Origin of the sequence: Enterobacter cloacae complex sp. P29RS (assembly GCF_014893445.1) — a bacterium.
GTDB classification, from domain to species: domain Bacteria; phylum Pseudomonadota; class Gammaproteobacteria; order Enterobacterales; family Enterobacteriaceae; genus Enterobacter; species Enterobacter intestinihominis.
In genome coordinates this window covers 247,387-269,120 of record NZ_JADBPZ010000001.1, presented here as the reverse complement: position 1 = coordinate 269,120, position 21,734 = coordinate 247,387, and the positions used below count along the sequence as shown (strand labels likewise).

The 21,734-nt window shown below is 54.6% G+C and carries 23 protein-coding genes, 2 pseudogenes and 1 other annotated feature; of the genes and pseudogenes, 7 read left to right on the top strand and 18 right to left on the bottom strand.

Going from position 1 to position 21,734, the window contains the following annotated elements; translation table 11 throughout:
• Nucleotides 1-149 precede the first annotated feature (149 nt).
• Together IM282_RS01255 and IM282_RS01250 are read left to right on the top strand one after the other, a co-directional pair.
• The gene (locus tag IM282_RS01255) at nucleotides 150-830 is read left to right on the top strand and encodes a hypothetical protein (protein ID WP_226839799.1); all 681 of its coding nucleotides are present in this window, start codon (nucleotides 150-152) and stop codon (nucleotides 828-830) included.
• A gap of 9 nt (nucleotides 831-839) precedes the next feature.
• Nucleotides 840-1,268 carry a hypothetical protein gene (locus IM282_RS01250; protein WP_022648346.1) on the top strand — a complete coding sequence of 143 codons (429 nt, stop codon included), beginning with the start codon at nucleotides 840-842 and terminating at the stop codon, nucleotides 1,266-1,268.
• 157 nt (nucleotides 1,269-1,425) lie between these two features.
• On the opposite strand, the pseudogene IM282_RS21970 reads toward IM282_RS01250, so the two are convergent.
• The 3 genes and pseudogenes from IM282_RS21970 to IM282_RS01240 form a co-directional block, all read right to left on the bottom strand.
• A pseudogene (locus IM282_RS21970) lies at nucleotides 1,426-1,697 on the bottom strand (DDE-type integrase/transposase/recombinase); the annotation flags it as partial.
• Between the two features lie 57 nt (nucleotides 1,698-1,754).
• Nucleotides 1,755-1,886: pseudogene (locus IM282_RS21965) on the bottom strand (transposase); the annotation flags it as partial.
• Nucleotides 1,887-2,193: 307 nt separating this feature from the next.
• On the bottom strand, nucleotides 2,194-2,490 hold the full coding sequence (locus IM282_RS01240) for a YciI family protein (protein ID WP_003856755.1): 297 nt from the start codon (nucleotides 2,488-2,490) through the stop codon (nucleotides 2,194-2,196).
• A gap of 221 nt (nucleotides 2,491-2,711) precedes the next feature.
• On the opposite strand from IM282_RS01240, the gene tonB reads away from it, so the two are divergent.
• Nucleotides 2,712-3,434 (top strand): TonB system transport protein TonB, encoded by a 723-nt coding sequence (gene tonB, locus IM282_RS01235; protein WP_192970037.1) that lies wholly within the window; start codon nucleotides 2,712-2,714, stop codon nucleotides 3,432-3,434.
• A 38-nt stretch (nucleotides 3,435-3,472) separates the two neighbouring features.
• On the opposite strand, the gene yciA is transcribed toward tonB, so the two are convergent.
• The 5 genes from yciA to IM282_RS01210 all read right to left on the bottom strand — a co-directional run bounded on the left by yciA (nucleotide 3,473) and on the right by IM282_RS01210 (nucleotide 8,060).
• On the bottom strand, nucleotides 3,473-3,868 hold the full coding sequence (gene yciA / locus IM282_RS01230; protein WP_022648341.1) for an acyl-CoA thioester hydrolase YciA: 396 nt from the start codon (nucleotides 3,866-3,868) through the stop codon (nucleotides 3,473-3,475).
• A 98-nt stretch (nucleotides 3,869-3,966) separates the two neighbouring features.
• Nucleotides 3,967-6,153 carry a TonB-dependent siderophore receptor gene (locus IM282_RS01225; RefSeq protein WP_023300271.1) on the bottom strand — a complete coding sequence of 729 codons (2,187 nt, stop codon included), beginning with the start codon at nucleotides 6,151-6,153 and terminating at the stop codon, nucleotides 3,967-3,969.
• A gap of 180 nt (nucleotides 6,154-6,333) precedes the next feature.
• On the bottom strand, nucleotides 6,334-6,873 hold the full coding sequence (locus tag IM282_RS01220; protein WP_003856762.1) for a septation protein A: 540 nt from the start codon (nucleotides 6,871-6,873) through the stop codon (nucleotides 6,334-6,336).
• Nucleotides 6,874-6,886: 13 nt separating this feature from the next.
• Complete coding sequence (locus tag IM282_RS01215) at nucleotides 6,887-7,630, bottom strand: YciC family protein (RefSeq protein ID WP_023300270.1); 744 nt, start codon at nucleotides 7,628-7,630, stop codon at nucleotides 6,887-6,889.
• 25 nt (nucleotides 7,631-7,655) lie between these two features.
• Nucleotides 7,656-8,060 carry a YkgJ family cysteine cluster protein gene (locus IM282_RS01210; protein WP_017384228.1) on the bottom strand — a complete coding sequence of 135 codons (405 nt, stop codon included), beginning with the start codon at nucleotides 8,058-8,060 and terminating at the stop codon, nucleotides 7,656-7,658.
• Nucleotides 8,061-8,342: 282 nt separating this feature from the next.
• Between IM282_RS01210 and ompW the strand changes: the two genes are divergently transcribed.
• Nucleotides 8,343-8,975 carry an outer membrane protein OmpW gene (ompW, locus tag IM282_RS01205; protein WP_192970026.1) on the top strand — a complete coding sequence of 211 codons (633 nt, stop codon included), beginning with the start codon at nucleotides 8,343-8,345 and terminating at the stop codon, nucleotides 8,973-8,975.
• Between the two features lie 286 nt (nucleotides 8,976-9,261).
• Here ompW and yedF read toward each other — a convergent pair whose 3' ends face one another.
• From yedF to trpL, 8 genes are all read right to left on the bottom strand, one after another.
• On the bottom strand, nucleotides 9,262-9,495 hold the full coding sequence (gene yedF, locus IM282_RS01200) for a sulfurtransferase-like selenium metabolism protein YedF (RefSeq protein ID WP_003856774.1): 234 nt from the start codon (nucleotides 9,493-9,495) through the stop codon (nucleotides 9,262-9,264).
• Nucleotides 9,492-10,703 (bottom strand): selenium metabolism membrane protein YedE/FdhT, encoded by a 1,212-nt coding sequence (yedE, locus tag IM282_RS01195; protein ID WP_192970025.1) that lies wholly within the window; start codon nucleotides 10,701-10,703, stop codon nucleotides 9,492-9,494. The genes yedF and yedE overlap by 4 nt, the downstream gene beginning before the upstream one ends.
• A 174-nt stretch (nucleotides 10,704-10,877) precedes the next feature.
• The gene (gene trpA / locus IM282_RS01190; protein WP_192970024.1) at nucleotides 10,878-11,687 is read right to left on the bottom strand and encodes a tryptophan synthase subunit alpha; all 810 of its coding nucleotides are present in this window, start codon (nucleotides 11,685-11,687) and stop codon (nucleotides 10,878-10,880) included.
• On the bottom strand, nucleotides 11,687-12,880 hold the full coding sequence (gene trpB, locus IM282_RS01185) for a tryptophan synthase subunit beta (protein ID WP_022648334.1): 1,194 nt from the start codon (nucleotides 12,878-12,880) through the stop codon (nucleotides 11,687-11,689). The genes trpA and trpB overlap by 1 nt, the downstream gene beginning before the upstream one ends.
• A 10-nt stretch (nucleotides 12,881-12,890) precedes the next feature.
• A complete protein-coding gene (gene trpCF, locus IM282_RS01180) occupies nucleotides 12,891-14,249 on the bottom strand; it encodes a bifunctional indole-3-glycerol-phosphate synthase TrpC/phosphoribosylanthranilate isomerase TrpF (protein ID WP_063849111.1) in 1,359 nt (452 codons plus the stop codon).
• Nucleotides 14,250-14,252: 3 nt separating this feature from the next.
• Nucleotides 14,253-15,848, bottom strand: a complete 1,596-nt coding sequence (gene trpD / locus IM282_RS01175; RefSeq protein WP_022648332.1) for a bifunctional anthranilate synthase glutamate amidotransferase component TrpG/anthranilate phosphoribosyltransferase TrpD — start codon at nucleotides 15,846-15,848, stop codon at nucleotides 14,253-14,255.
• Nucleotides 15,848-17,410 carry an anthranilate synthase component 1 gene (locus tag IM282_RS01170; protein WP_192970023.1) on the bottom strand — a complete coding sequence of 521 codons (1,563 nt, stop codon included), beginning with the start codon at nucleotides 17,408-17,410 and terminating at the stop codon, nucleotides 15,848-15,850. The genes trpD and IM282_RS01170 overlap by 1 nt, the downstream gene beginning before the upstream one ends.
• 23 nt (nucleotides 17,411-17,433) lie before the next feature.
• Nucleotides 17,434-17,528: a sequence feature (Trp leader region), on the bottom strand.
• Nucleotides 17,505-17,549 (bottom strand): trp operon leader peptide, encoded by a 45-nt coding sequence (trpL, locus tag IM282_RS01165; protein ID WP_071524153.1) that lies wholly within the window; start codon nucleotides 17,547-17,549, stop codon nucleotides 17,505-17,507. Its footprint overlaps the feature before it by 24 nt.
• A 139-nt stretch (nucleotides 17,550-17,688) precedes the next feature.
• Between trpL and rnm the strand changes: the two genes are divergently transcribed.
• The 3 genes from rnm to rluB all read left to right on the top strand — a co-directional run bounded on the left by rnm (nucleotide 17,689) and on the right by rluB (nucleotide 20,160).
• Nucleotides 17,689-18,570 carry an RNase AM gene (gene rnm, locus IM282_RS01160; protein ID WP_032622438.1) on the top strand — a complete coding sequence of 294 codons (882 nt, stop codon included), beginning with the start codon at nucleotides 17,689-17,691 and terminating at the stop codon, nucleotides 18,568-18,570.
• The gene (locus IM282_RS01155) at nucleotides 18,567-19,187 is read left to right on the top strand and encodes an L-threonylcarbamoyladenylate synthase (protein ID WP_003856793.1); all 621 of its coding nucleotides are present in this window, start codon (nucleotides 18,567-18,569) and stop codon (nucleotides 19,185-19,187) included. Before rnm ends, IM282_RS01155 begins: the two co-directional genes overlap by 4 nt.
• Before the next feature lie 97 nt (nucleotides 19,188-19,284).
• The gene (gene rluB, locus IM282_RS01150) at nucleotides 19,285-20,160 is read left to right on the top strand and encodes a 23S rRNA pseudouridine(2605) synthase RluB (protein ID WP_003856794.1); all 876 of its coding nucleotides are present in this window, start codon (nucleotides 19,285-19,287) and stop codon (nucleotides 20,158-20,160) included.
• A gap of 35 nt (nucleotides 20,161-20,195) precedes the next feature.
• Here rluB and cobO read toward each other — a convergent pair whose 3' ends face one another.
• Complete coding sequence (gene cobO, locus IM282_RS01145; protein WP_045308895.1) at nucleotides 20,196-20,786, bottom strand: cob(I)yrinic acid a,c-diamide adenosyltransferase; 591 nt, start codon at nucleotides 20,784-20,786, stop codon at nucleotides 20,196-20,198.
• Nucleotides 20,783-21,544: a YciK family oxidoreductase gene (locus tag IM282_RS01140; protein WP_045308896.1), complete on the bottom strand. Its 762-nt coding sequence runs from the start codon at nucleotides 21,542-21,544 to the stop codon at nucleotides 20,783-20,785. The genes cobO and IM282_RS01140 overlap by 4 nt, the downstream gene beginning before the upstream one ends.
• Nucleotides 21,545-21,734: the final 190 nt, after the last annotated feature.

Below are 21,734 nucleotides of genomic sequence, written 5' to 3'. Positions count from 1 at the left end.
GTGCTGAAACTCGCTTTCAGTGTCGGTGGTGTTGAACAACGAGCCCTGAGAGGCGTTAACTTCTAAGCCGATAAAATCAGAATCAGGAAAAGTAGATTGAAGTAAAAACGTCCTTTATGATGACTCAAAGGTTAGCCCAAAAGGAAATCATGACAATGAGCGTTGGATTAATTACAGACGAGCCAGGACGTTTCTACACCTTCCAGTCTACATTGCCAGCCGGTGAATATTTCGAATTTCGCCCACGCAATCCTCCACTGAACTCAAAACCCATCGTTGATGACGAAAGCGGGATGTGTATTGGTTATTCCGTCGCTCAGGCTCCCGGTTTATGGCAGATTTATGATGCAGACGGCATGTTTGTTAGGCTGGAAGAAGCGCCATTAGAAGCCCCCCTGATTGACCCAACAGACCTCGCTCTAATTGCTTTTGGTGCATTTCGTCTTTTACGGGCAGGTCAGGCGTTACTGAAAAGTGGTGTCAAAGCCGGTGTAACTGTGAGGCTCAGTGAGGCTACCATCAGTCTCTTGCGTGGCCGCCTTAAAATGGGCTTATCCGCTCGCGCGCTCAGGATGAGCGAATCATTGGCAAAACACATGCTGACCCCAGGTCGTTATGTGCCTTTGCAGATTCAGGAAAAGGCCATTCGTTATGGCATAAGAACGCCGGATCCTCTCAAAAAGCCAGGGCTTTTCCGTTACGAGGCTCGTATGTATAAGCTGGTGGAAGACAGGCAAAATAAAGGCACTTATATTTATAAGTCTTACCGTCTTGAGGTTTTGGTCAGGGAAGCTGACTGGACTATCATGCATTTTCAGTACATGCCGTAAGGGGGGATCATGATAGATATCACAAGCGGTGACAGACACCTTAAATTAACACCTTATGAAAGGCTGGCTGAGCCCGAAGAGCCTGCCTATAGCCGTATTATGGTTTGGGTTGAATTCTCAATCCCAGCCTTAAAAACAGAATTTGCTGCAGAGTTTTTTGTCGGTCAGTTGGAGCAGTTCAGGAATGATACACATGATTTCCATCTGGCCTTAAAGACAGGGGCGAAATTTAAGGATATTAATTTAACCTCGGCATTCGAGCAGGTTGTGCTTAAGTTTCATCAGGCACATTTTGCCGGGGCTGTTGGCGTTAGCATGGTACTTAAGCCTGAAAACCATGCTGACAGTATTACCCTTGATGATTCCTTCGATATTGATGAAAGTTACTTTCCCGACCTGCTCTCTGGACTGGACGACATCATTTCATGGCAAAACTGATGCTTGCATCAAGCCACAAGACCGGCACTCAGAATGCCGGTCTTGTTATGCCATTTACTCGCGATTTTCTCGTATTTAAGCTCGACATGCATCAGGTGCATGAGTTTGCATCCGTTTTTTACTCCAGCATTTGCCAGTCAGCGCCAGCGCTGGCACAGCTTTCCGCAACCGCGTTGTCGTGGCAGTTACAGCGACGACTCATGCTGCCTTCCAGACCGTGTGATTTCAGGAACGACTGCCACTCATGGCTCGTGTACTGACTGCCCTGATCAGAGTGAACCGTACCTGCTTTTGAGGATTACGCCTCCACACCGCCATAAGTAATGCGTTCAGGACAATCTCTTTTGTCATGCGGGGTTGCATTGACCAGCCGATAACTTTGCGTGAGAACAGGTCAACCACCACGGCCAGATACAGCCAGCCTTCGTGGATTTCGGCCTGAGCATCTGACTGTTCATTTTGAGTGGAAGAATCCGGACCGTACTTCTTTATCCAGGCGTAAAGACTGTGAGTGGTGATATCGAGACGTGTTGCAACACTGGAAACAGAATGACCACGATCAACAACCTGTTTGACTGCTTCAATTTTAAACTCTTCAGGATAACGCTTACCGCTCATGGGCACCTCTCTTTAAGTCATCTTAAATGACTCTGAGGTGTCTGTTAAACCCGTGGCGATTCAGAGCTAACAGTGGCATGTTCCTCTCAAGTCAAAATCTGAAATTTAAGTATGGGAACGTAATGCGTGAGCTTGTTAAGTAATCTTGCCGAGAAATCTTTTAAATAGAAAATGATTTAAATGAAACTTCCCGCATGGGCGGGAAGTAATGTGTCAATGTGGTCAATATGTGGACTCGGCCTGTAATAAATCCTTTTATTTCATTGTGTTAAGGTGTTTAAAATGGCTCCCGAGGGAGCCTTTCGTTTCAGAACACTTTTTTATACGGGCGAACCGTGACTTTCTCGTACACGCCGGCTGCGACGTACGGGTCTGCTTCTGCCCAGGCCTGCGCGGCTTCCAGAGATTCAAACTCGGCAATCACCGTGGAGCCGGTAAAACCCGCTGCTCCCGGATCGTTGCTGTCAACGGCAGGCATCGGGCCTGCGGTCAGCAACCGACCTTCATCCTGTAGCAGCTGTAAACGCGCCAGATGGGCAGGGCGAACGGAAAGACGTTTTTCCAGAGAATCAGGTACATCTTCAGCGTAAATCACATAAAGCACGGCAAAGCTCCTTAACCGGTAAAAGTGACATTTACGTTATGTGAAAGCACAAATGACTGCAATGTAAAGATAATAACAATGTTAAAACCCTGATCTGGATGCCCCTTTTTTGCCCTCTTATACGCTTAAATTGCGTCAGGACAAAGTGTCTTATTGAATATGATTGCTATTTGCATTTAAAATCGAGGTTCGGTTTTTTAACGTTGATGATTATGACTTCGATGACCCTTGATTTACCTCGCCGCTTTCCATGGCCGACGCTGCTTTCCGTCGTTATTCACGGTGCTGTCGTGGCGGGTCTGCTCTATACCTCGGTTCATCAGGTTATTGAAATGCCAGCGCCAGCGCAGCCAATTTCTGTGACCATGGTATCGCCCGCGGATCTTGAACCGCCGCAGGTTGCGCCGCCGCCGCCACAGCCCGTTGTTGAACCCGAGCCGGAACCCGAGCCGATTCCTGAACCGCCAAAAGAAGCGCCGGTGGTGATCCATAAGCCAGAGCCGAAACCTAAGCCGAAGCCAAAACCCAAGCCGGTCAAAAAGGTGAAAGAGCGTCCGAAACGCGAAGTGCGTCCGGTTGAGCCACGCACCACGCAGCCGGTTGAAAATGCCGCCCCGTCACGTCCGCTGATGAGTAACACCACGACCGCGACAAAACCGACGGTAACGGCGCCAGCGGGCCCGCGCGCGCTGAGCCGTAACCAGCCGCAGTATCCGGCACGTGCTCAGGCGTTACGTATTGAAGGGCGTGTACGGGTGAAATTTGACGTTACGGCTGATGGACGTGTGGATAACGTGGAAATCCTGTCCGCACAGCCGGCGAATATGTTTGAACGCGAAGTTAAATCGGCCATGCGCAGGTGGCGTTATGAAGCCGGTAAACCCGGCAATGGGTTGATTGTAAATATTGTCTTCCGCCTGAACGGCGGGGCACAGATGGAATAAAAGAAGCCTCCGCAAGGAGGCTTTTTTTTACCTGAGGATCAGCTCCGTGGGAGCTGGCGGGGCTTACCGTCGCTATCCACTGCCACGTAGATGAACAGGGCCTCCGTCGCCTTATAGCGCTGACCAATCGGTTCAGAAGAGACTTTTTTCACCCATACTTCAATGTTAATGGAGATAGACGTATTGCCGCGTTTTACGCAGCGTGCGTAACAGCACACCACGTCCCCCACCGCGACAGGGCGCAGGAAGGTCATGCCATCGACCCGGACGGTTACCACGCGCCCGTGTGCAATCTCTTTTGCCAGGATTGCACCGCCCATATCCATCTGCGACATTAACCAGCCGCCAAAAATATCGCCATTGGCATTCGTATCCGCAGGCATTGCCAGTGTGCGTAAAACCAGTTCGCCCTGTGGGGCGTCATTTGTTGTCATTGTTTTTAAACTCGTAACTGAAGACTTCAGGCGGGATGCTACTATGATTTCTGGCTGGAGAGAATAGGGTTAGCGCCCGCAGCGCGGGCGCCTGAAGGTCAGAAGGACATGGTTACGCCAGCGTAATAGGCGCGGCCCGGTTCGTTATAGGTAGATGCACCGTCATTTTCACGGTAAATCTGCTTGTCAAAGAGGTTGCTGATGCCGGCATTCAGGCGCAGGTTTTTGGTCAGCTGATAGTTACTGCCGATACCCACGATGGAATACGCGCCGATCTCTCTGTTGGACATCGCATTTTCCTCTTTGCGGATTTCAGCGTTTTCTCTGGGCTTCTGGCGGCCGTACATCGTCCAGCTTACGTTGGCTGAAAGCTTGCTGTTAACCTCCCAGTCCAGCATGGTGTTGACGGTATATTTGGGGATAATCGACAGCGGATTACCGGTGTCTTTACTTTCAGACTGAATCATATACGTCGCATTAGTACGCCAGGTTAGCGTGTCGCGAATAACAGGGACGGTGAGGTTGCCTTCCAGCCCTTCAACAACGGCCTTACCGCCGTTCTCCCATTGCAGGATATTTGCGTCGCTGCTTGTCTGCCCCAGCACGTCCGTTCCTGAAACGATCTTGTTTTTGTAATCATTGCGGAACCAGGTAATTCCAGCCTCGTAGCCTTCCAGGGCAAAGGCCAGGCCGATCTCTTTGTTCACGCTGATTTCCGGATCCAGATCCGGGTTACCTAACAGATAACAGCTTCCTTCGGAAACGTTATTCGGGCAGCCATTGCCGCGGGTGGAAAGCAGATAGCCTTCGCTGGATTGATACAAGTTTGGCGCTTTAAATACCCGAGCGATACCCGCTTTAACCTTGAACATGTCACCCAAATCCTGAGAGAGGTTCAGGCTCGGACTCCAGTTGCTGCCAAATTGATTGTGATAATCAAAGCGGAGCCCTGGGATCAGGTTGGTGCCCTGACGCGCTTCAATATTGTCCTCAAGATAGATGCCGGTGAGGTCAGCGCTGTTTTTGCTGTTGCGCTCAGAAGCCGTGCCGGGAACGCCGTTAATCACTTCTCCCGACACATTTGTCGACTGCATTGAGGCCGGATCGTTCAGTTCATCACGGTTCCATTCTGCACCCACGGTTAGCGTCTGTTCGACCAGCCAGAAGAAAGGAATGTTCAGTTCACCCGTTGAACGGTATGACTCCAGCCGGCTGGTATCGTATTTATCGCTATTGATCATCCCTTCAACTTTGCCCGTAGAGCCTTCTTCCAGTCGGGTGTTGTTGGTCTTTTCATAATAAACCCCGAACTTTGACTGACCCCAGTCCCAGATGCCGTTGTGCGTAATGCCATAAGACTGGCGGTACATTCGGTTGGTTTCGTGTCCATACAGGGACGACACCAGACCGTCAGGGCTGACGTTGCTGTTGCTGTATTGAGTATCACCCGCGTAGATATTGCCCTGGCGGCTGTAGCTGTAGTCGAAATCGATAATCTGCTGTGGCGTGAGTTTCCAGGAGAGCAGGGCATTAATGTCCTTGTTACGTACGCCCTCTCGCCCGGCGGCGTAAGAGCCGTTTTGCGCGGTGTTGATGTCCTGAGCATCTGCGTCGGTTTTGTTGATGTTCCCGTACAGGCGCATCGTTAACGCATCGCCCGCGAGGGGGCCGCTCAGATCAAAATTAGCGCGTTTCGTCGCCCCCTCTTTATCATTTTCAGGCTGGTTAGTGTACAGGGAGAGGGAGCCGTGCCAGTCGTTGGACGGGCGTTTGGTAATGATGTTGACGACGCCGCCGGCAGCCCCCGAACCATAGCGGGCGGCAGCTGGTCCCCGGAGCACTTCAATACGCTCAACCATCTCTGGCGGAACCCAGTTGGTGTCCCCGCGGGTGTCGCGCTCCCCGCGCCAGCTGTAGCGCACCGAGTTACGTGACGTCACCGGCACACCGTCAATCAGAATCAGCGTGTTCTCTGGCCCCATACCGCGGATGTCGATCTGACGGTTGTTACCACGACTGCCTGTCGCGCTGTTTCCGGTGAGGTTAACCCCGGGCATTTTGCGAATAATTTCCGAAAGATCGTTAACCGGTGGATCCTTTTCTATGTCCTTTGCCGTGATGATGGAAACCCCCGGCTGTTGCTTTAGGGCCTCTTCAGCGGTTGCCTGAACGACCATTGTTTCACCATCGGCGAGAGGATCTTCCGCTGCATGCGCGCTCTGGTATAGCGTTGAAAGAATGGCGAGCGTAAGTGTAGCCGGGGCAAATCTTATTATGTTATTCATCAACTCATTTCCATTTGTTAAAAATGCGATGAAGAATATTAATGATAGTGATTCTCATTACAATAAAGCGACAGCAATCTCCATAAAATCTTCATGATTCAGACATTTTCGCAAGAAGATTGTGGAGAAAAGAGAAGGCGGGAAAAGAGGCCAGACCGCGTGACGATCTGGCCAGAAGGATCAGTGCTTGTCATCCTGCGGCATATGGCGATAAATATAAACGCCGCTGAGCAGGGTGAAGATAAGGGTCAGCGCCGTCAGGCCAAACACCTTGAAGTTGACCCAGATATTCTGCGGCAGCCAGAATGCGATATAGATATTCGCCAGACCACACAGAATAAAAAATAGCGCCCAGGCGATATTCAGACGCCCCCACACAGCCTGCGGCAGCGTCAGTTCTTTCCCCAGCATGCGCTGGATCAGCGGCTTCTTCATCACCCACTGGCTGATGAGCAGCGCGCCCGCAAACAGGCCGTAAATCACTGTGACCTTCCATTTGATAAATTCATCATTGTGGAAGAACAACGTCAGACCACCAAACACCGCCACCATCAGGAAAGTGATGAGCGCCATCTTTTCAACTTTGCGATAGCGAACCCAGCTGTAAATCAGCACCACAGCCGTTGCCACAATCAGCGCCAGCGTGCCGGCATAGATGTCGTACAGCTTATAAAAAGCGAAAAATACGATCAGCGGTAAAAAATCAAGAAACTGCTTCATTCTGCGATCCCGGTTACTGACGAATTAACATGTACAGGCGGAACAAATAGACCAGCAGTACAGCTGAAATCAGATTGCTCAGCGTATTGGCGACAACCGCGCCGACGTTTGGCGTTAATACCGCAAAATTCGGCGCAAACAGCAACAGTAGAGTCTTGGCCAGCAACCAGCTGATAACGGCCGGGGCGACCAGACGCATATTCGCCCACGCGAGCCTTATGCTGCTGCGCATGGCGGTGAAAATACCCATTTTGTCCTGCACAACCATTACTGGCGCAAATGAAAGCACGATAGCCAGCAGCACGCCCGGAACGACAACCAACATTATCCCCATCTGGACCAGCAGCGTGGTCAGGAAGATGAGGATAAACAGTTTCGGCAGCACCGGAGCACTGGCCCCGATGGCACGTAACGCGCTGACGCGTTGGCCGGCAGACACCAGCTGGATCATCAGCAACACGCCACCCGCCAGAATGGCGTTGCCGATCAGCCCCGAGAAGGTAGATGCCGCAGATGCACGCAGCAAGATTTGCTGTTGCTCTGGCGTCATATTCTGCACAAGGTCAAATAACCCTGCGCTGCCTGCAAGATGATCCCCCTGGCTCAGCGAGGCAATCTGTTCATCACTGGGTGAGAACGCATGACCCAGCACCACCGTAATAAAGGCGCACAACAACGCGATCAGTAAAAAAGTAACGAACTGATTGCGGAAAAAATTTCCCGTGTCACGGTAGACAGACTTCGCCGTGATAGACATGCACTCTCCTTGAGTATTGCAGGTGTTAATTAGCCGGCAATTGTACACCGGATAACACGCTGGTGGCAGCATCAAGGCTTGTATGGAAAAGCATATCTTTGTAAAGCGGCGGTAATCCATAGCGGGCGCGGGCGCGATTGCATGCCTCATTGACCTGCCCATCCTCTCCCGACATCGCGAAAGTGCGGCACGGGCTGGGGCGATCCGCGTAAATGGAACAGCGGGTGGATACCCCAGGTTCACCTTGCAGTGCCACACAGCGGCTCTGTTTTTGGTTGGTGCCGCGCATGCAACGCAGGAAAGGGGTCAAGGGTTCAGTGAGATCAACCGGAACGGTGCCGCCGCCATCGCTGGCTTCAGCCCAGTAGAAAGAGACTCGAAAATACGCACAACAGGCTCCGCACGTCATGCACGGGTTATGATCACTCATGGCACACCTGCAAAAGTAGAACGCATCAAATCAGATTGTGAGAGCGATAAATTATCCAGCCGCTACAGGAAGCGCAAGAGAGGAAAAACAGAAAATTTTTTAACTATGAAATGCCAAAAATTGACGCGGAAACAACTTATTGCTTTATGAGGCGTCACCAAAAATTAACCTAGATCAATGAATGTTAACTTACTGGTTTTAATGTGATCTGTGTTAGATCACTTATTACTCATTTGTGAGTATATTCTCCTCCGCAATTAAAACCACAACGATGGAGCGGATATGAAAAAATTAGCGGTGGCAGCCCTTATCTTAAGCAGTCTCTCTGGCGGCGCGTACGCGCATGAAGCAGGTGAATTCTTTATTCGTGCCGGTTCGGCAACGGTGCGTCCAACGGAAGGTTCCGACAATGTACTGGGTATGGGCGGGTTTAACGTTAGCAATAACACCCAGTTAGGCCTGACATTCACGTATATGGCTACGGATAACATTGGCGTTGAGCTTCTGGCCGCCACGCCATTCCGTCACCGCGTCGGTTTAGGGCCGACCGGGGACATTGCTACGGTGCACCATTTACCACCAACCCTGATGGCGCAGTGGTACTTCGGCGATTCCATCAGCAAGTTACGCCCTTATATTGGTGCAGGCGTTAACTACACCACCTTCTTTGATGAGAAATTTAACGATACCGGTAAAGAGGCTGGGCTATCCGATCTCAGCCTGAAAGACTCGTGGGGCATGGCGGGGCAGGTTGGTCTGGATTATCTGATTAACCGTGACTGGCTGATCAACGCCTCGGTCTGGTATATGGACATTGATACAGACGTGCGCTTTAAAGCTAGCGGTGAGCAGCAGAGTATCAGTACCCGTCTGGATCCGTGGGTATTTATGTTCTCAGCAGGTTATCGTTTCTGACAGAAGATATATCCCCGGTCAGCCGGGGATTGCTGTATGGTGGTTGTTCCACATACCTGGCTGGAGGGGATATCCCCAACATCAAATTTGAGTGTCCCGTTTGTGCAGGTAAACAGTTTCAGTTCACGACGTTCAGCCCAGCACATAGCCTACCTCACGGTGCTATCTGTTCCGTTTGCGGAACACGTCTCACCACTCATTCATGCCTGCCGAAACTCAGACGACGACGGTGGCCAAAGCCAGTAAACTAGATAAGGCCTCTGAGAGGCCTTTTTCGATCGTGAAATCACTTCTGAATTAAATAACGAATCGTTGGTCCGTCCTGCTGGATATCCAGCACGGTATAGCCGTGATTTTTGGCATCAAGCGGAATGTTATTGATCGACTGGGGGCAATCGCTCACCACTTCCAGAATTTCACCTTTCTTAAGCTGCGGTAACGCCTCAAGCGTGGCGACGGCCGGGTAAGGGCAGGGTTCACCCACCATATCGAGACGATAATCAGGCACGATCTCTTTCATGCGGCATTCTCCTGAGTTTCAGTTTTGACGGTGGCACGCCGGAAGAAGCGCTTTTCTTGCGCAATAACCAGTAAGAAGGCGATAAGCAGCAGGGCGTAGGTCACCATGAGCCCCCCGAGTGGACCAAAGGTATTCAGCAAATTGACCTTGTCCCAGTTGGTTGCCAGTACTGGAGAGACGTCATCCCAGTAGTACGCCAGGAGGGTTGAGCCAATCACGTTACCCAGACCAACCCACCAGTAATGCATCTGGCCTTCCACGGCGCGATACATCCAGCCAGTTTCGCACCCGCCCGCCAGCACGATGCCAAAACCAAACAGCAGCCCGCCAATGACCGCATTAGGACCGGCCCACATGATTTTCGGCTCAACGCCGAGCTGAACATAGCTAAAGATCCCGATCGCGCTCACGGCCATCCCGGCAATAATGGCTTTCGCCATCATGGTACGTCCGGTTATCCACATATCGCGAAACGCGGAGGTAAAGCAGATCTGCGCGCGTTCAATCAGCAGACCAAAGCCGACGCCGAACAGCATGGCCAGACCGAGTTTGGGCTGATTCATCGCCGTGCAAATCGCCCAGGCAACCATAGCAAAAAAGACCAGCATACCGAGGCGGAAGCGACGACGCGCCTGATCGGGTTTTTGCGTTAACGGAGATGCAGCGCTAACTTTCGTCATTTTCACCGGAATGCGGAACAGTGGCAGCAGGGTGAACTTTGCACCGAAATATGAGCCTATGGCGGTGGCGACGGCAAAGAACCAGGCATGCAGCGAGAACTGCGGAATACCGGTAAAGAACGCGGCCAGATTACAGCCCATCGCCAGGCGGGCGCCAAACCCGGCAATGATACCGCCGACCACGGCCTGCATAATGCGGATGCGGCTTTTCGGCATGCGCAACTTAACGTTGTTGGCCCACAGCGCGGCCGCAAAACATCCGCCAAACATGCCAATGATCATCATTCCGTCGATGCGGGTCAGCGGTGAGCCCTCAAGATGGATCAGTTTGAAGTAACCCCACTCTTCGGCATGAACGCCTGCCAGCTGTAATAGCTGCCCACCCCAGCGGGTAAACTCGCCCGTAACAGCCCAGAAGGTGCCGGTAATACCGAAATAATAGGTAGAGAGAATGCCTGCCGCGATAACGGCCGGAACAGGTGACCAGAACTTAACCAGGTAAGTCTGTTTGAAGGAATGCCAGGACATGAATAACCTCTGAACTCAGAAGGGTAACGCTAAAAAGAGCCCAGATCATACGCTTACGCGAAAGTTTGAAAAGTCATTCACACCGAAAATATCGACAGGATCAATTTTGACCTGCTTCTTTCAGGAAGAGAGAAGGGAAAACCGCCTGACGCCGGGGCCAGACGGTGTTAACGGTTACGCCTTGTGTGTGGCCGCTTTCATGGATGTGACGAATGCGTGTAACTCAGCCAGCATCTGCTCTGGCTTATCCACATTCTTCTCGATGATTTTCACGATAGCCGAACCGGAAATGGCCCCGGCGGCTTTCGCGTCAATCGCCGCAGTAACCTGATCCGGAGAGGAAATCCCAAAGCCCTGAAGCGGCGGCGCAGCATGGTATTCTGCCAGCTTCTCCACCAGATGATGCAACGGAAGCGCGGCTTTGTTTTCCGCACCGGTGACGCCCGCACGGGAGAGCAGGTAGGTGTAACCCCGTCCGTAAGAGGAAATCTGGCGCAACAGATCGTCATCGGCATTCGGTGGACAGATGAAAATCGGCGCGACGTTGTGGCGCATCGCCGCCTGACGGAACGGCGCAGACTCTTCAACGGGCACGTCAGCCACCAGCACGGAGTCAACGCCCACGCGGGCGCACTCTGCGTAAAACGCATCAATACCGCGGCTGAACACCAGGTTGGCGTACATCAGCAGGCCGATCGGAATGGTCGGGTGCTTCTGGCGAATCGCCGCCAGCATTTCGAAGCACTGGCCCGGCGTCACGCCCGCAGCAAACGCGCGAAGCGTCGCGTTCTGGATGGTCGGGCCATCCGCCAGCGGATCGGAGAACGGAATCCCCAACTCCAGCGCGTCGGCACCAGCGTCAATCAGGGTATCGATAATCTTCAGCGACAGCTCCGGACCGGGGTCGCCCAGCGTCACGAAGGGAACGAAAGCGCCTTCCTGGCGGGCTTTCAGTTGTGCAAATGCGTTGTCGTAGCGTTCCATCAGATTTCCCCTCGTGCTTTCAGAATATCGTGAACGGTGAAAATATCTTTGTCACCGCGACCGGAAAGGTTTACCACCAGCAGCTGCTCTTTTTCCGGGTTTTCCTTCATCATTTTCAGCGCGTGTGCCAGCGCGTGGGAAGACTCCAGCGCCGGGATGATCCCTTCATTGCGGCACAGCGTTTTGAAGGCCTCCAGCGCTTCGTCATCAGTGATGGAGACATAATCCGCGCGGCCGGTGCTGTTGAGGAACGCGTGCTGCGGCCCTACGGACGGGAAATCCAGCCCGGCTGAAATTGAGTAAGACTCCTCAATCTGCCCTTCATCGGTCTGCATCATCGGGGCCTTCATGCCGAAATAGATCCCCACGCGGCCATGCTTCAGCGGCGCACCGTGCTCGCCCGTTTCAATGCCGTGGCCGGCAGGCTCAACGCCAATCAGCCCAACGCTGGTTTCGTCAATAAAATCGGCAAACATGCCGATGGCGTTAGATCCGCCGCCAACGCAGGCGATCACCGCATCCGGCAGGCGACCCTCTTTTTCGAGGATCTGCGCTTTAGTCTCTTCACCGATCATGCGCTGGAATTCACGCACGATGGTCGGGAACGGGTGCGGGCCTGCCGCGGTACCGAGCATATAGTGGGCGGTTTCGTAGCTGCCAGACCAGTCGCGCAGCGCTTCATTACAGGCATCTTTCAGCGTGGCAGAACCGCTGTGCACAGGGATCACTTCCGCCCCCATCAGACGCATACGGAACACGTTCGGCGACTGGCGTTCCACGTCTTTCGCCCCCATATAGATGCGGCACTTCAGGCCGAGCAGGGCGCTGGCGAGGGCAGAGGCCACGCCGTGCTGGCCCGCGCCGGTTTCGGCGATAATTTCGGTTTTACCCATACGTTTGGCGAGCAGAGCCTGGCCAAGCACCTGATTAGTTTTATGCGCGCCGCCGTGCAGCAGATCTTCACGTTTAAGGTATAGCGTGGTTCTGGTGCCTTCGGTCAGGTTGCGGCATTTGGTCAGTGCCGTCGGACGACCGGCGTAGTTTTTCAGCAGGTCAGTAAACTCCGCCTGAAACGCCGGATCTTTCTGCGCACTCACGAACGCTTCTTCCAGCTGGCGCAGCGCGGGCATCAGGATTTGTGGGACGTACATCCCACCAAACTCACCAAAATACGGGTTAAGTAATGTCGTCATCTTCTCTTCCTTAATATGCACGCAGAGTTTTAAATACCGATGCCAGCTTGCTGGCGTCTTTTATGCCCGGTTGGGACTCTACGCCTGAATTGAAATCGAGGCCGGCGCAGCCGGTTTTGGCTGCTTCCACACAGTTATCGGGGCTTAATCCCCCCGCCAGCAGGACATTGTCCAGCACTTCGCCACGCAGCAGTGACCAGTCGAAACGCTGCCCCGTGCCGCCCTGGCCGTTGTCGAGCACGTATTTATCAACATGCGTAAGGTTACGCGCGGGCAGGATGGCGCCAACGCTTTGCGCTTTCCAGATCTGAACCTGAGGTGCCAGAACATGTCGCAGAGCATTGATGTATGTCTGATCTTCATCGCCATGTAGCTGAACCGCGCTCAGGGATAACGCGTCCGCTTTCGCCGCAACGTCGTTAATATCCGCATTGCGGAACACGCCCACGTAGCTCAGTGGCGCAGCCGCAATCACCTTGCGCGCCTGTTCTTCATTAACGGCGCGAGGAGAGGACTCAACAAAGATCAGACCACCATAGATCGCGCCCGCCTCATACGCGGCCTGCGCATCCTGCTCACGGGTCAGGCCGCAAACTTTGTTCTCACCCAGCAGCACGCGGCGCACGGCCGCATTAAGATCGTCGTGTTCCATCATCGCGGAACCGATCAGGAAACCGTTGGCAAAGTGGCTGAGTTCGCGCACCTGAGCGTAGCTGTTGATTCCGGATTCGCTGATCACCGTGACGCCCGCACCCAGACGCGGCGCAAGCTGGCGCGTACGGTTGAGGTCAATCGACAGGTCGCGCAGGTCGCGGTTGTTAATGCCGACCACTTTGGCTTCCAGCGCGATGGCGCGCTCCAGCTCCTCTTCGTTGCTCACTTCGGTAAGCACGCCCATATTCAGGCTGTGCGCGACGGCGGAGAGCTGGCGATACTGTTCGTCATCCAGCACGGAGAGCATCAGCAGGCAGGCATCGGCCTGGTAAAAGCGCGCCAGCCAGATCTGATACGGGTCGATAATAAAGTCTTTGCACAGAATCGGCTGCGGCGCGATGCCGCTGACTACGGGCAGAAAATCGAAGCTGCCCTGGAAATATTTCTCATCCGTCAGCACAGAAATGGCAGACGCATGATGCTTGTAGATACCGGCAATACGCGCCGGGTCGAAATCGTCACGGATCACGCCTTTGGACGGAGACGCTTTTTTACACTCCAGAATAAACGCGGTACGCGCGCCCTGGAGGGCATCATAGAAACGACGGCTGCTCGGAACGACGTCATTCTGAAAACTGGCGAGCGGCTGCTGTTGCTTACGGGCTTCCACCCAGATGGCCTTATCGGCGACGATTTTCGCTAAAACGGTCTGCATTATTTACCCTCTTGCCGCAAGTGCGGTAACGCGGTCGTAAGCTGCACCGGAGCGCAGTACGTCCAGAACTTTTTGGGCGTTGGCTTTCAGATCTTCCTCGCCATGTAAACGCATCAGCATGGCTACGTTGGCCGCCACGGCGGCCTCATGGGCGGCCTCACCTTTACCTTGTAATAAGCGCGTGAGAATGTCACGGTTTTCTTCCGGCGTGCCGCCCGCCAGGGCGTCCTGATGGTACGGGGTCAACCCGAAATCAGCGGCCTCAAGCTGATAGTTCAGCACTTCGCCGTTATTCAGTTCGGCCACCAGCGTGGGCGCATGCAGGGAAACTTCATCCATCCCGCCGCTGTGTACCACGGCGGCGCGTTGGTAACCGAGGACGCGCAGCGTCTCCGCAATCGGCAGGACCAGCTCCGGACTGTAAACGCCAATCAGCGCCAGCGGCGGGTGCGCCGGGTTAATGAGTGGACCGAGCACATTAAACAGCGTCCGGGTTTTAAGCTGCTGGCGAACGGGCATCGCGTGGCGGAAACCGGTGTGATACTTCGGCGCAAACAGGAAACAGACGCCCAGGTCATCCAGCGCTTCACGGGAACGCTCGGCGTTCATGTCCAGGTTGATACCGAAAGCCGCCAGCAGGTCGGACGATCCGGAACGGCTGGACACGCTGCGGTTGCCGTGCTTCGCCACTTTCAGTCCGCATGCCGCCGCCACAAAGGCGCTGGCGGTCGAAATATTGATGCTGTTGCTGCCGTCGCCACCGGTCCCAACGATATCGGCAAACGGATAGTCCGGGCGCGGGAACGGGGCGGCATTTTCCAGCAGCGCGGTTGCCGCACCGGCGATCTCCTGCGGGCTTTCGCCGCGCACTTTCATGCTCACCAGCGCAGCGGCCAGCTGCTCAGGCTTCAGCTCGCCGCGCACGACGGCGGAGAAAAGCTGGTGGCTCTCCTGCTGGCTCAGGGTCTGGGCCTGATACAGTTTTTCCAGAATCGGTTGCAGGGTGTTGGTCTGCTCCAGCTTTTGCAACGCCCAGTTGAGCGTTTGCTCCAGCAGGCGCGCGCCGTTAGACGTCAGGATAGATTCCGGGTGGAACTGCATCCCGCAGACGCGATCCGCATCGTGACGCACCGCCATCACCATCCCTTCAAACGAGGCGTTAATCGTCAGCCCGGCCGGAATATTGCTGCCGACCAGTGAGTGGTAACGCGCCACCGGAAGCGGGTTCGGCAGACCGGCAAACATCGCCTGACCGTCATGTTCAATGCTTGACGCTTTACCATGCAGGATCTCCCCCGCCTGACCCACGTAACCACCGTAGGCTTCGACAATCGCCTGGTGGCCGAGGCAGATGCCGATAATCGGCAGCTTGCCGCGCATACGGGTCAACAGCTCAGGCATACAGCCCGCTTCGCTCGGTGCGCCTGGCCCCGGGGAGAGCATCAGCACCGGGTTTTGCATGGTCGCCAGACGGTCAATCAGCGTCTGGGCCGGAACGTGGTTGCGATAGATAACGACGTTGTGTCCATTCGCACGCAGCTGATCTGCCAGGTTGTAGGTAAAGGAGTCGATATTATCGAGCAGCAGAATGTCAGCCATCAGAAAATCTCCTGTGCATGGTGTGCGGTAGCAATGGCGCGCAGTACCGCGCGCGCTTTACTGCGGGTTTCGTCGGCTTCCGACTGCGGAACAGAATCCAGCACAATCCCGGCCCCGGCCTGGACGGTAGCAATGCCGTCCTCAACGTAGGCGGAGCGAATCACGATGCAGGTATCGAGGTCACCGTGAGCGGTGAAATAGCCCACCGCGCCACCGTAGCTGCCGCGACGGCGGCCTTCAGCTTCGGCAATCAGCTGCATGGCGCGGACTTTCGGCGCGCCGCTCAACGTGCCCATGTTCATGCAGGCGCGGTAGGCGTGCAGGACGTCGAGGTCATGGCGCAGCTCACCCACCACGCGGGATACCAGATGCATGACGAAGGAGTAGCGGTCGACTTTGGTCAGGTCTGCCACATAGCGGCTGCCCGGCGTACAAATACGCGCCAGGTCGTTACGTGCCAGGTCAACCAGCATCAGGTGTTCGGAGAGCTCTTTGTGGTCGGTACGCATTTCCAGTTCGATGCGGCTGTCGAGATCGCGGTCCAGGGAGCCATCGGCACGACGGCCGCGTGGACGGGTTCCCGCTATCGGGTAGATCTCAATCTGGCGGCTGGTGGCGTCGTACTTGAGGGAGCTTTCCGGTGACGCGCCGAACAGAGTGAAATCATTGTCCTGCATAAAGAACATGTACGGGCTTGGGTTGCTCTTTTTCAGCACATCGTAAGCCGCCAGCGGCGACGGGCAGGGCAGTGAAAAGCGACGGGACGGCACTACCTGGAAAATCTCCCCGGCACGAATCGCTTTTTGCATCTGACGCACCACCGCGCCGTACTGATCGTCGGTCTGACTCACCTCGCAGGTCATCTTTTCAACACGCTGCACCGGGAGCGCGGGCGGTGCTTCTGACATCTGCTGTTGCAGTTGGGCGATGCGCTGCGCGAGGCGATTTTTCTCAGACACAGATGGCGTGAACAGGCTTGCCTGAATGCGGGTGTATTTTTTCTGATGGTCGATCACCAGCAGGGTTTCGGCCAGGTAGAAGCAGTAGTCCGGGCAGCGGTTACCCTGCTCGGTTTCCGGTAAATCTTCAAAGCCAGCAACCAGGTCGTAAGCAAACAGCCCGCCAAAGAACATTGCTTCGCGCTCATCTTCCGGCACAATGACCAGATTTTGCAGCAGGCGGAAGGCGTCGAAAACGGAGAGTGAGCAGAGGCGGGCATCTTCATCCAGCAACTGGCTTACCGGCGGGAAATACAGAATTCGCAGGTCCGGATGACGCTCATTTTCAATGCCTGAAGGCAGAGCCGCATCCAGCAGCGGCAGCAGCGACGCGCCATTCTCGGATAACGCCTTAATAGTGACAGTGTCACCCGATGCGGTAATGCGCAGCGCGCTGTCAACCAGCAGCAGGCTTTTGAGATCGTCCTTACTGTCGATATCAGCAGATTCCAGCAGCAGCGTCGCAGGACGTGCACCGCACACCTGATGAAAGAGCGCGGTAGGGTTATGGCGATAGGCCGCCTCGCAGGTCAGCAGTTCGAGGTGGGGTTTGGCTGTTTGCATGTTGTTATTCTCATATTCTGTTCAAAAAAAAGCCCGCTTGGGAGCGGGCCGGGTATCTGTTTGCTTTTCGCAGACGCGTGACACTGCCCGAAGATCAGGAAGTACGCCACCAACCGTGCAGAGCGAAATGTGCTGTCATTTTCAGATACCTTTCTCGTGTGAACTTGCGTACTAGTTAACTAGTTCGATGGCGTGTTGTCAACCCCTGATTTCAGTATTTCGCGGTAAGTCGGTATCATAGGTGCTTCGGATGTCTCCAGACTGTTATGGGAAGTGCTTTGAGCGATACCACCTACGCCGTAATTTATGATTTACACAGCCATACGCAGGCTTCAGATGGCCTGCTGACGCCCGAAGCCCTGGTCCATCGCGCCGTTGAAATGCGTGTCGGCACGCTGGCAATAACCGATCACGACACAACAGACGCCATCCCCGCCGCGCGCGCCGAGATTGCCCGAAGCGGGCTGGCGCTAAATCTGGTGCCCGGGGTCGAGATCTCCACGCTCTGGGAAAACCACGAAATTCATATCGTTGGCCTGAATATTGATACAGAACATCCGGCAATGTGCGCATTTTTGCAAGAACAAAAAGCACGACGCAATCAACGCGCGGAGTTGATAGGCGAACGTCTTGAGAAGGCGCATATCCCCGGTGCGCTGGAAGGCGCGCGCAAGCTGGCGAACGGTGGGGCGGTCACGCGCGGCCATTTCGCCCGTTTTCTGGTTGACGCCGGTAAAGCGACGACCATGGCGAATGTGTTTAAAAAGTATCTGGCGCGCGGGAAAACCGGATACGTTCCTCCCCAGTGGTGTACAATAAAACAAGCTATTGATGTGATTCATCATTCTGGTGGTAAGGCCGTATTGGCCCATCCGGGGCGGTATAATCTTTCTGCTAAATGGCTGAAAAGGTTGCTGGCCCACTTTGCCGAATCCGGCGGTGAGGCGATGGAAGTTGCCCAGTGTCAGCAGGCACCCAATGAGCGTTCGCAGCTCGCGACCTACGCCCGTCAGTTTGGCCTGCTTGGGTCACAGGGTTCAGATTTCCATCAACCCTGCGCGTGGATTGAACTGGGGCGCAAGCTCTGGTTACCCGCTGGCGTTGAGCCCGTCTGGCAGCTCTGGGAACAGCCACAGCAAATTGAAGAGAGGGAAGTATGAGTCAGTTTTTCTATATCCATCCGGATAACCCACAGCCACGTCTGATTAATCAGGCTGTGGAAATCGTCCGTAAAGGCGGCGTTATTGTCTACCCAACCGATTCTGGCTACGCGCTGGGCTGTAAAATCGAGGATAAAGGGGCGATGGAGCGCATCTGTCGCATCCGCCAGCTGCCGGACGGCCACAACTTCACCCTAATGTGTCGCGATCTATCTGAGCTGTCGACCTATGCGTATGTCGACAACGTGGCCTTTCGCCTGATCAAAAACAACACGCCGGGAAACTACACCTTCATTCTGAAAGGGACAAAAGAGGTGCCGCGTCGTCTGTTGCAGGAAAAACGTAAAACCATCGGCATGCGCGTGCCGTCGAACCCGATTGCCCAGGCGCTGCTGGAAACCCTCGGCGAGCCGATGCTGTCTACCTCGCTGATGCTGCCGGGCAGTGAGTTTACCGAGTCCGACCCGGAAGAGATCAAAGATCGTCTGGAGAAAGTGGTGGAGCTGATTATTCATGGCGGCTATCTAGGCCAGCAACCGACCACCGTGGTGGATCTCACCGAAGACGCGCCAGAAGTGATTCGTGAAGGCGTGGGCGATGTTAAGCCTTTCTTGTAAGGGTGTAAGCAGATATACTACGCGGCCATCAAAGCAGGGCGTTGCCCTGTTTTTGACCTGATTCGACGCCTGTGAAGGCGACACCTGAGGAAGCTCAATGAGCGAGAAGTTACAGAAAGTGCTGGCGCGTGCCGGCCACGGTTCGCGCCGTGAAATCGAAGCCATTATTGAAGCAGGTCGCGTGAGTGTGGACGGTAAAATCGCCACACTCGGTGACCGCGTTGAAATCGTACCGGGGCTGAAGATCCGCATTGACGGCCATCTTATCTCCGTGAAAGAGTCCGCTGAACAGATCTGCCGCGTGCTGGCTTACTACAAGCCGGAAGGCGAACTGTGTACCCGCAACGACCCGGAAGGCCGCCCGACGGTGTTCGACCGTCTGCCAAAACTGCGTGGCGCCCGCTGGATTGCCGTAGGGCGTCTGGACGTGAATACCTGTGGCCTGCTGCTGTTCACCACCGATGGTGAACTGGCAAACCGCCTGATGCACCCGAGTCGTGAAGTGGAGCGTGAATACGCCGTGCGCGTCTTCGGTCAGGTTGATGAGAACAAATTGCGCGATCTGTCGCGTGGCGTTCAGCTAGAAGACGGCCCAGCGGCGTTCAAAACCATCAAGTTTACCGGTGGTGAAGGCATTAACCAGTGGTACAACGTTACCCTGACAGAGGGACGTAACCGCGAGGTGCGTCGTCTGTGGGAAGCGGTCGGTGTCCAGGTAAGCCGTTTGATTCGTGTCCGCTATGGCGACATCCTGCTGCCGAAAGGCCTGCCACGTGGCGGCTATACCGAGCTGGATCTGACGCAAACCAACTACCTGCGCGATCTGGTTGGCCTGACGCCAGAAACCACATCGAAAGTGGCGGTAGAGAAAGATCGTCGTCGTATGAAGGCGAATCAGATCCGCCGTGCGGTTAAACGTCACAGCCAGGTTAGCAGCAATCGCCGCTCTGGCAGCCGTAATAACAACGGTTAATCTAAAAGCCCGGTGAATATACCGGGCTTTTTTCTTCAGTAATCAATCCCTATTTGCGCTTTGATACCCGCATCGAACGCATGCTTAACCGGACGCAGTTCGCTGACGGTATCGGCCAGCTCCAGAATGTCCCGATGACACCCGCGCCCCGTGACGATCGCCGTCTGGTGTGCAGGGCGGTTCCTGAGGGCCTCCAGCACGGCTTCCAGCGGCAGGTAGTCATAGGCCACCATATAGGTGATCTCATCCAGCAACACCATGTTCAGCGACGGGTCAGAGAGCATTCTTTTGGCATGCTCCCAGACGGCGAGGCAGGCTGCGGTATCTGTTTCCCGGTTCTGGGTATCCCAGGTAAAACCGGTCGCCATCACCTGAAACTCAACACCTTGCGGTTCGAGCAGATTACGCTCGCCGTTGGGCCATTCACCCTTGATAAACTGGATCACGCCCACTTTCTGACCGTGCCCGACTGCGCGGGTGGCGGTACCGAATGCGGCGGTGGTTTTGCCTTTGCCGTTGCCGGTGAACACGATGAGGATCCCGCGCTCGTCCTGAGCGGCCGCCACGCGTGCATCAACCTGTTCTTTCAGACGCTGCTGGCGCTGTTGATGACGGTCTTCACTCATTGCGATATCCCCGGTTTGCGGCCTGGCTGAGCATCGAATGTTATTCCGGTTTTACGACGGCTGTCGTCACCCATTAGCCACAGGTAAAGAGGCATAATATCGGCCGGGGTTTTAAGCTTTTGCGGATCTTCTGTCGGGAACGCGCTGGCACGCATTTTAGTGCGCGTACCGCCAGGGTTAATACAGTTAACCCGCAGATGGCGGTTTTGATACTCTTCGGCCAGCACCTGCATCATTCCTTCCGTGGCAAATTTTGAGGCGGCGTAAGCCCCCCAGTTCGCACGACCCTGACGCCCCACGCTGGAGGAGGTAAACACCAGCGAACCGGAATCTGAGTTAAGTAATAAAGGAAGCAAGGCCTGGGTCAGGAAAAACGTCCCATTGACGTTAACCTGCATCACCTGCTGCCAAATCTCCGGATCCTGTTCATCCATCGGGCGCACTTCGCCCAGTAACCCCGCGTTGTGTAGTACGCCGTCCAGACGCGAATAATGCGTACTAATGCGCTGGGCAAGGGCCTGACATGACGCTGACGTACAGGTCAGCAGATCGAGCGTATACCAGGGCGTGGGGGTACCGCCGGCGTTTTCGATTTCACGGGCAACGGCTTTGAGCTTTTCTTCATTACGTCCCAGCAGAATAAGGCTCGCACCGTATTCAGAATAAGTCAGCGCCGCTTCGCGACCAATCCCGTCGCTGGCACCGGTAACCAGAATGATGCGGTTCTGTAGAAGGTTTTTTTGTGGCTGATAATGCACGGTGGCTCCTCAGGCGCATTGGGCGTGACTTGCACCTTTATTTATGACTTTTCGGCTTTATGCCCGAAACCGCGTCAGAATTCAATCAGTCTACAGGACAGAACGCTGGGAAATTAACAATTTGCAAAGATTTAAACCAGAAACGGGGGATTCCTGAAGCCGCCTCGCAGAGCTAATGTCCAGAGCGAGA

Coding starts and splice junctions, on each gene's coding strand:
- IM282_RS01255 (WP_226839799.1), top strand. CDS start 150: ATGACAATGAGCGTTGGATTAATTACAGACGAGCCAGGACGTTTCTAC.
- IM282_RS01250 (WP_022648346.1), top strand. CDS start 840: ATGATAGATATCACAAGCGGTGACAGACACCTTAAATTAACACCTTAT.
- tonB (WP_192970037.1), top strand. CDS start 2,712: ATGACCCTTGATTTACCTCGCCGCTTTCCATGGCCGACGCTGCTTTCC.
- yciA (WP_022648341.1), bottom strand. CDS start 3,868: ATGACAACAAATGACGCCCCACAGGGCGAACTGGTTTTACGCACACTG.
- IM282_RS01225 (WP_023300271.1), bottom strand. CDS start 6,153: ATGAATAACATAATAAGATTTGCCCCGGCTACACTTACGCTCGCCATT.
- IM282_RS01220 (WP_003856762.1), bottom strand. CDS start 6,873: ATGAAGCAGTTTCTTGATTTTTTACCGCTGATCGTATTTTTCGCTTTT.
- IM282_RS01215 (WP_023300270.1), bottom strand. CDS start 7,630: ATGTCTATCACGGCGAAGTCTGTCTACCGTGACACGGGAAATTTTTTC.
- IM282_RS01210 (WP_017384228.1), bottom strand. CDS start 8,060: ATGAGTGATCATAACCCGTGCATGACGTGCGGAGCCTGTTGTGCGTAT.
- ompW (WP_192970026.1), top strand. CDS start 8,343: ATGAAAAAATTAGCGGTGGCAGCCCTTATCTTAAGCAGTCTCTCTGGC.
- yedF (WP_003856774.1), bottom strand. CDS start 9,495: ATGAAAGAGATCGTGCCTGATTATCGTCTCGATATGGTGGGTGAACCC.
- yedE (WP_192970025.1), bottom strand. CDS start 10,703: ATGTCCTGGCATTCCTTCAAACAGACTTACCTGGTTAAGTTCTGGTCA.
- trpA (WP_192970024.1), bottom strand. CDS start 11,687: ATGGAACGCTACGACAACGCATTTGCACAACTGAAAGCCCGCCAGGAA.
- trpB (WP_022648334.1), bottom strand. CDS start 12,880: ATGACGACATTACTTAACCCGTATTTTGGTGAGTTTGGTGGGATGTAC.
- trpCF (WP_063849111.1), bottom strand. CDS start 14,249: ATGCAGACCGTTTTAGCGAAAATCGTCGCCGATAAGGCCATCTGGGTG.
- trpD (WP_022648332.1), bottom strand. CDS start 15,848: ATGGCTGACATTCTGCTGCTCGATAATATCGACTCCTTTACCTACAAC.
- IM282_RS01170 (WP_192970023.1), bottom strand. CDS start 17,410: ATGCAAACAGCCAAACCCCACCTCGAACTGCTGACCTGCGAGGCGGCC.
- IM282_RS01155 (WP_003856793.1), top strand. CDS start 18,567: ATGAGTCAGTTTTTCTATATCCATCCGGATAACCCACAGCCACGTCTG.
- rluB (WP_003856794.1), top strand. CDS start 19,285: ATGAGCGAGAAGTTACAGAAAGTGCTGGCGCGTGCCGGCCACGGTTCG.
- cobO (WP_045308895.1), bottom strand. CDS start 20,786: ATGAGTGAAGACCGTCATCAACAGCGCCAGCAGCGTCTGAAAGAACAG.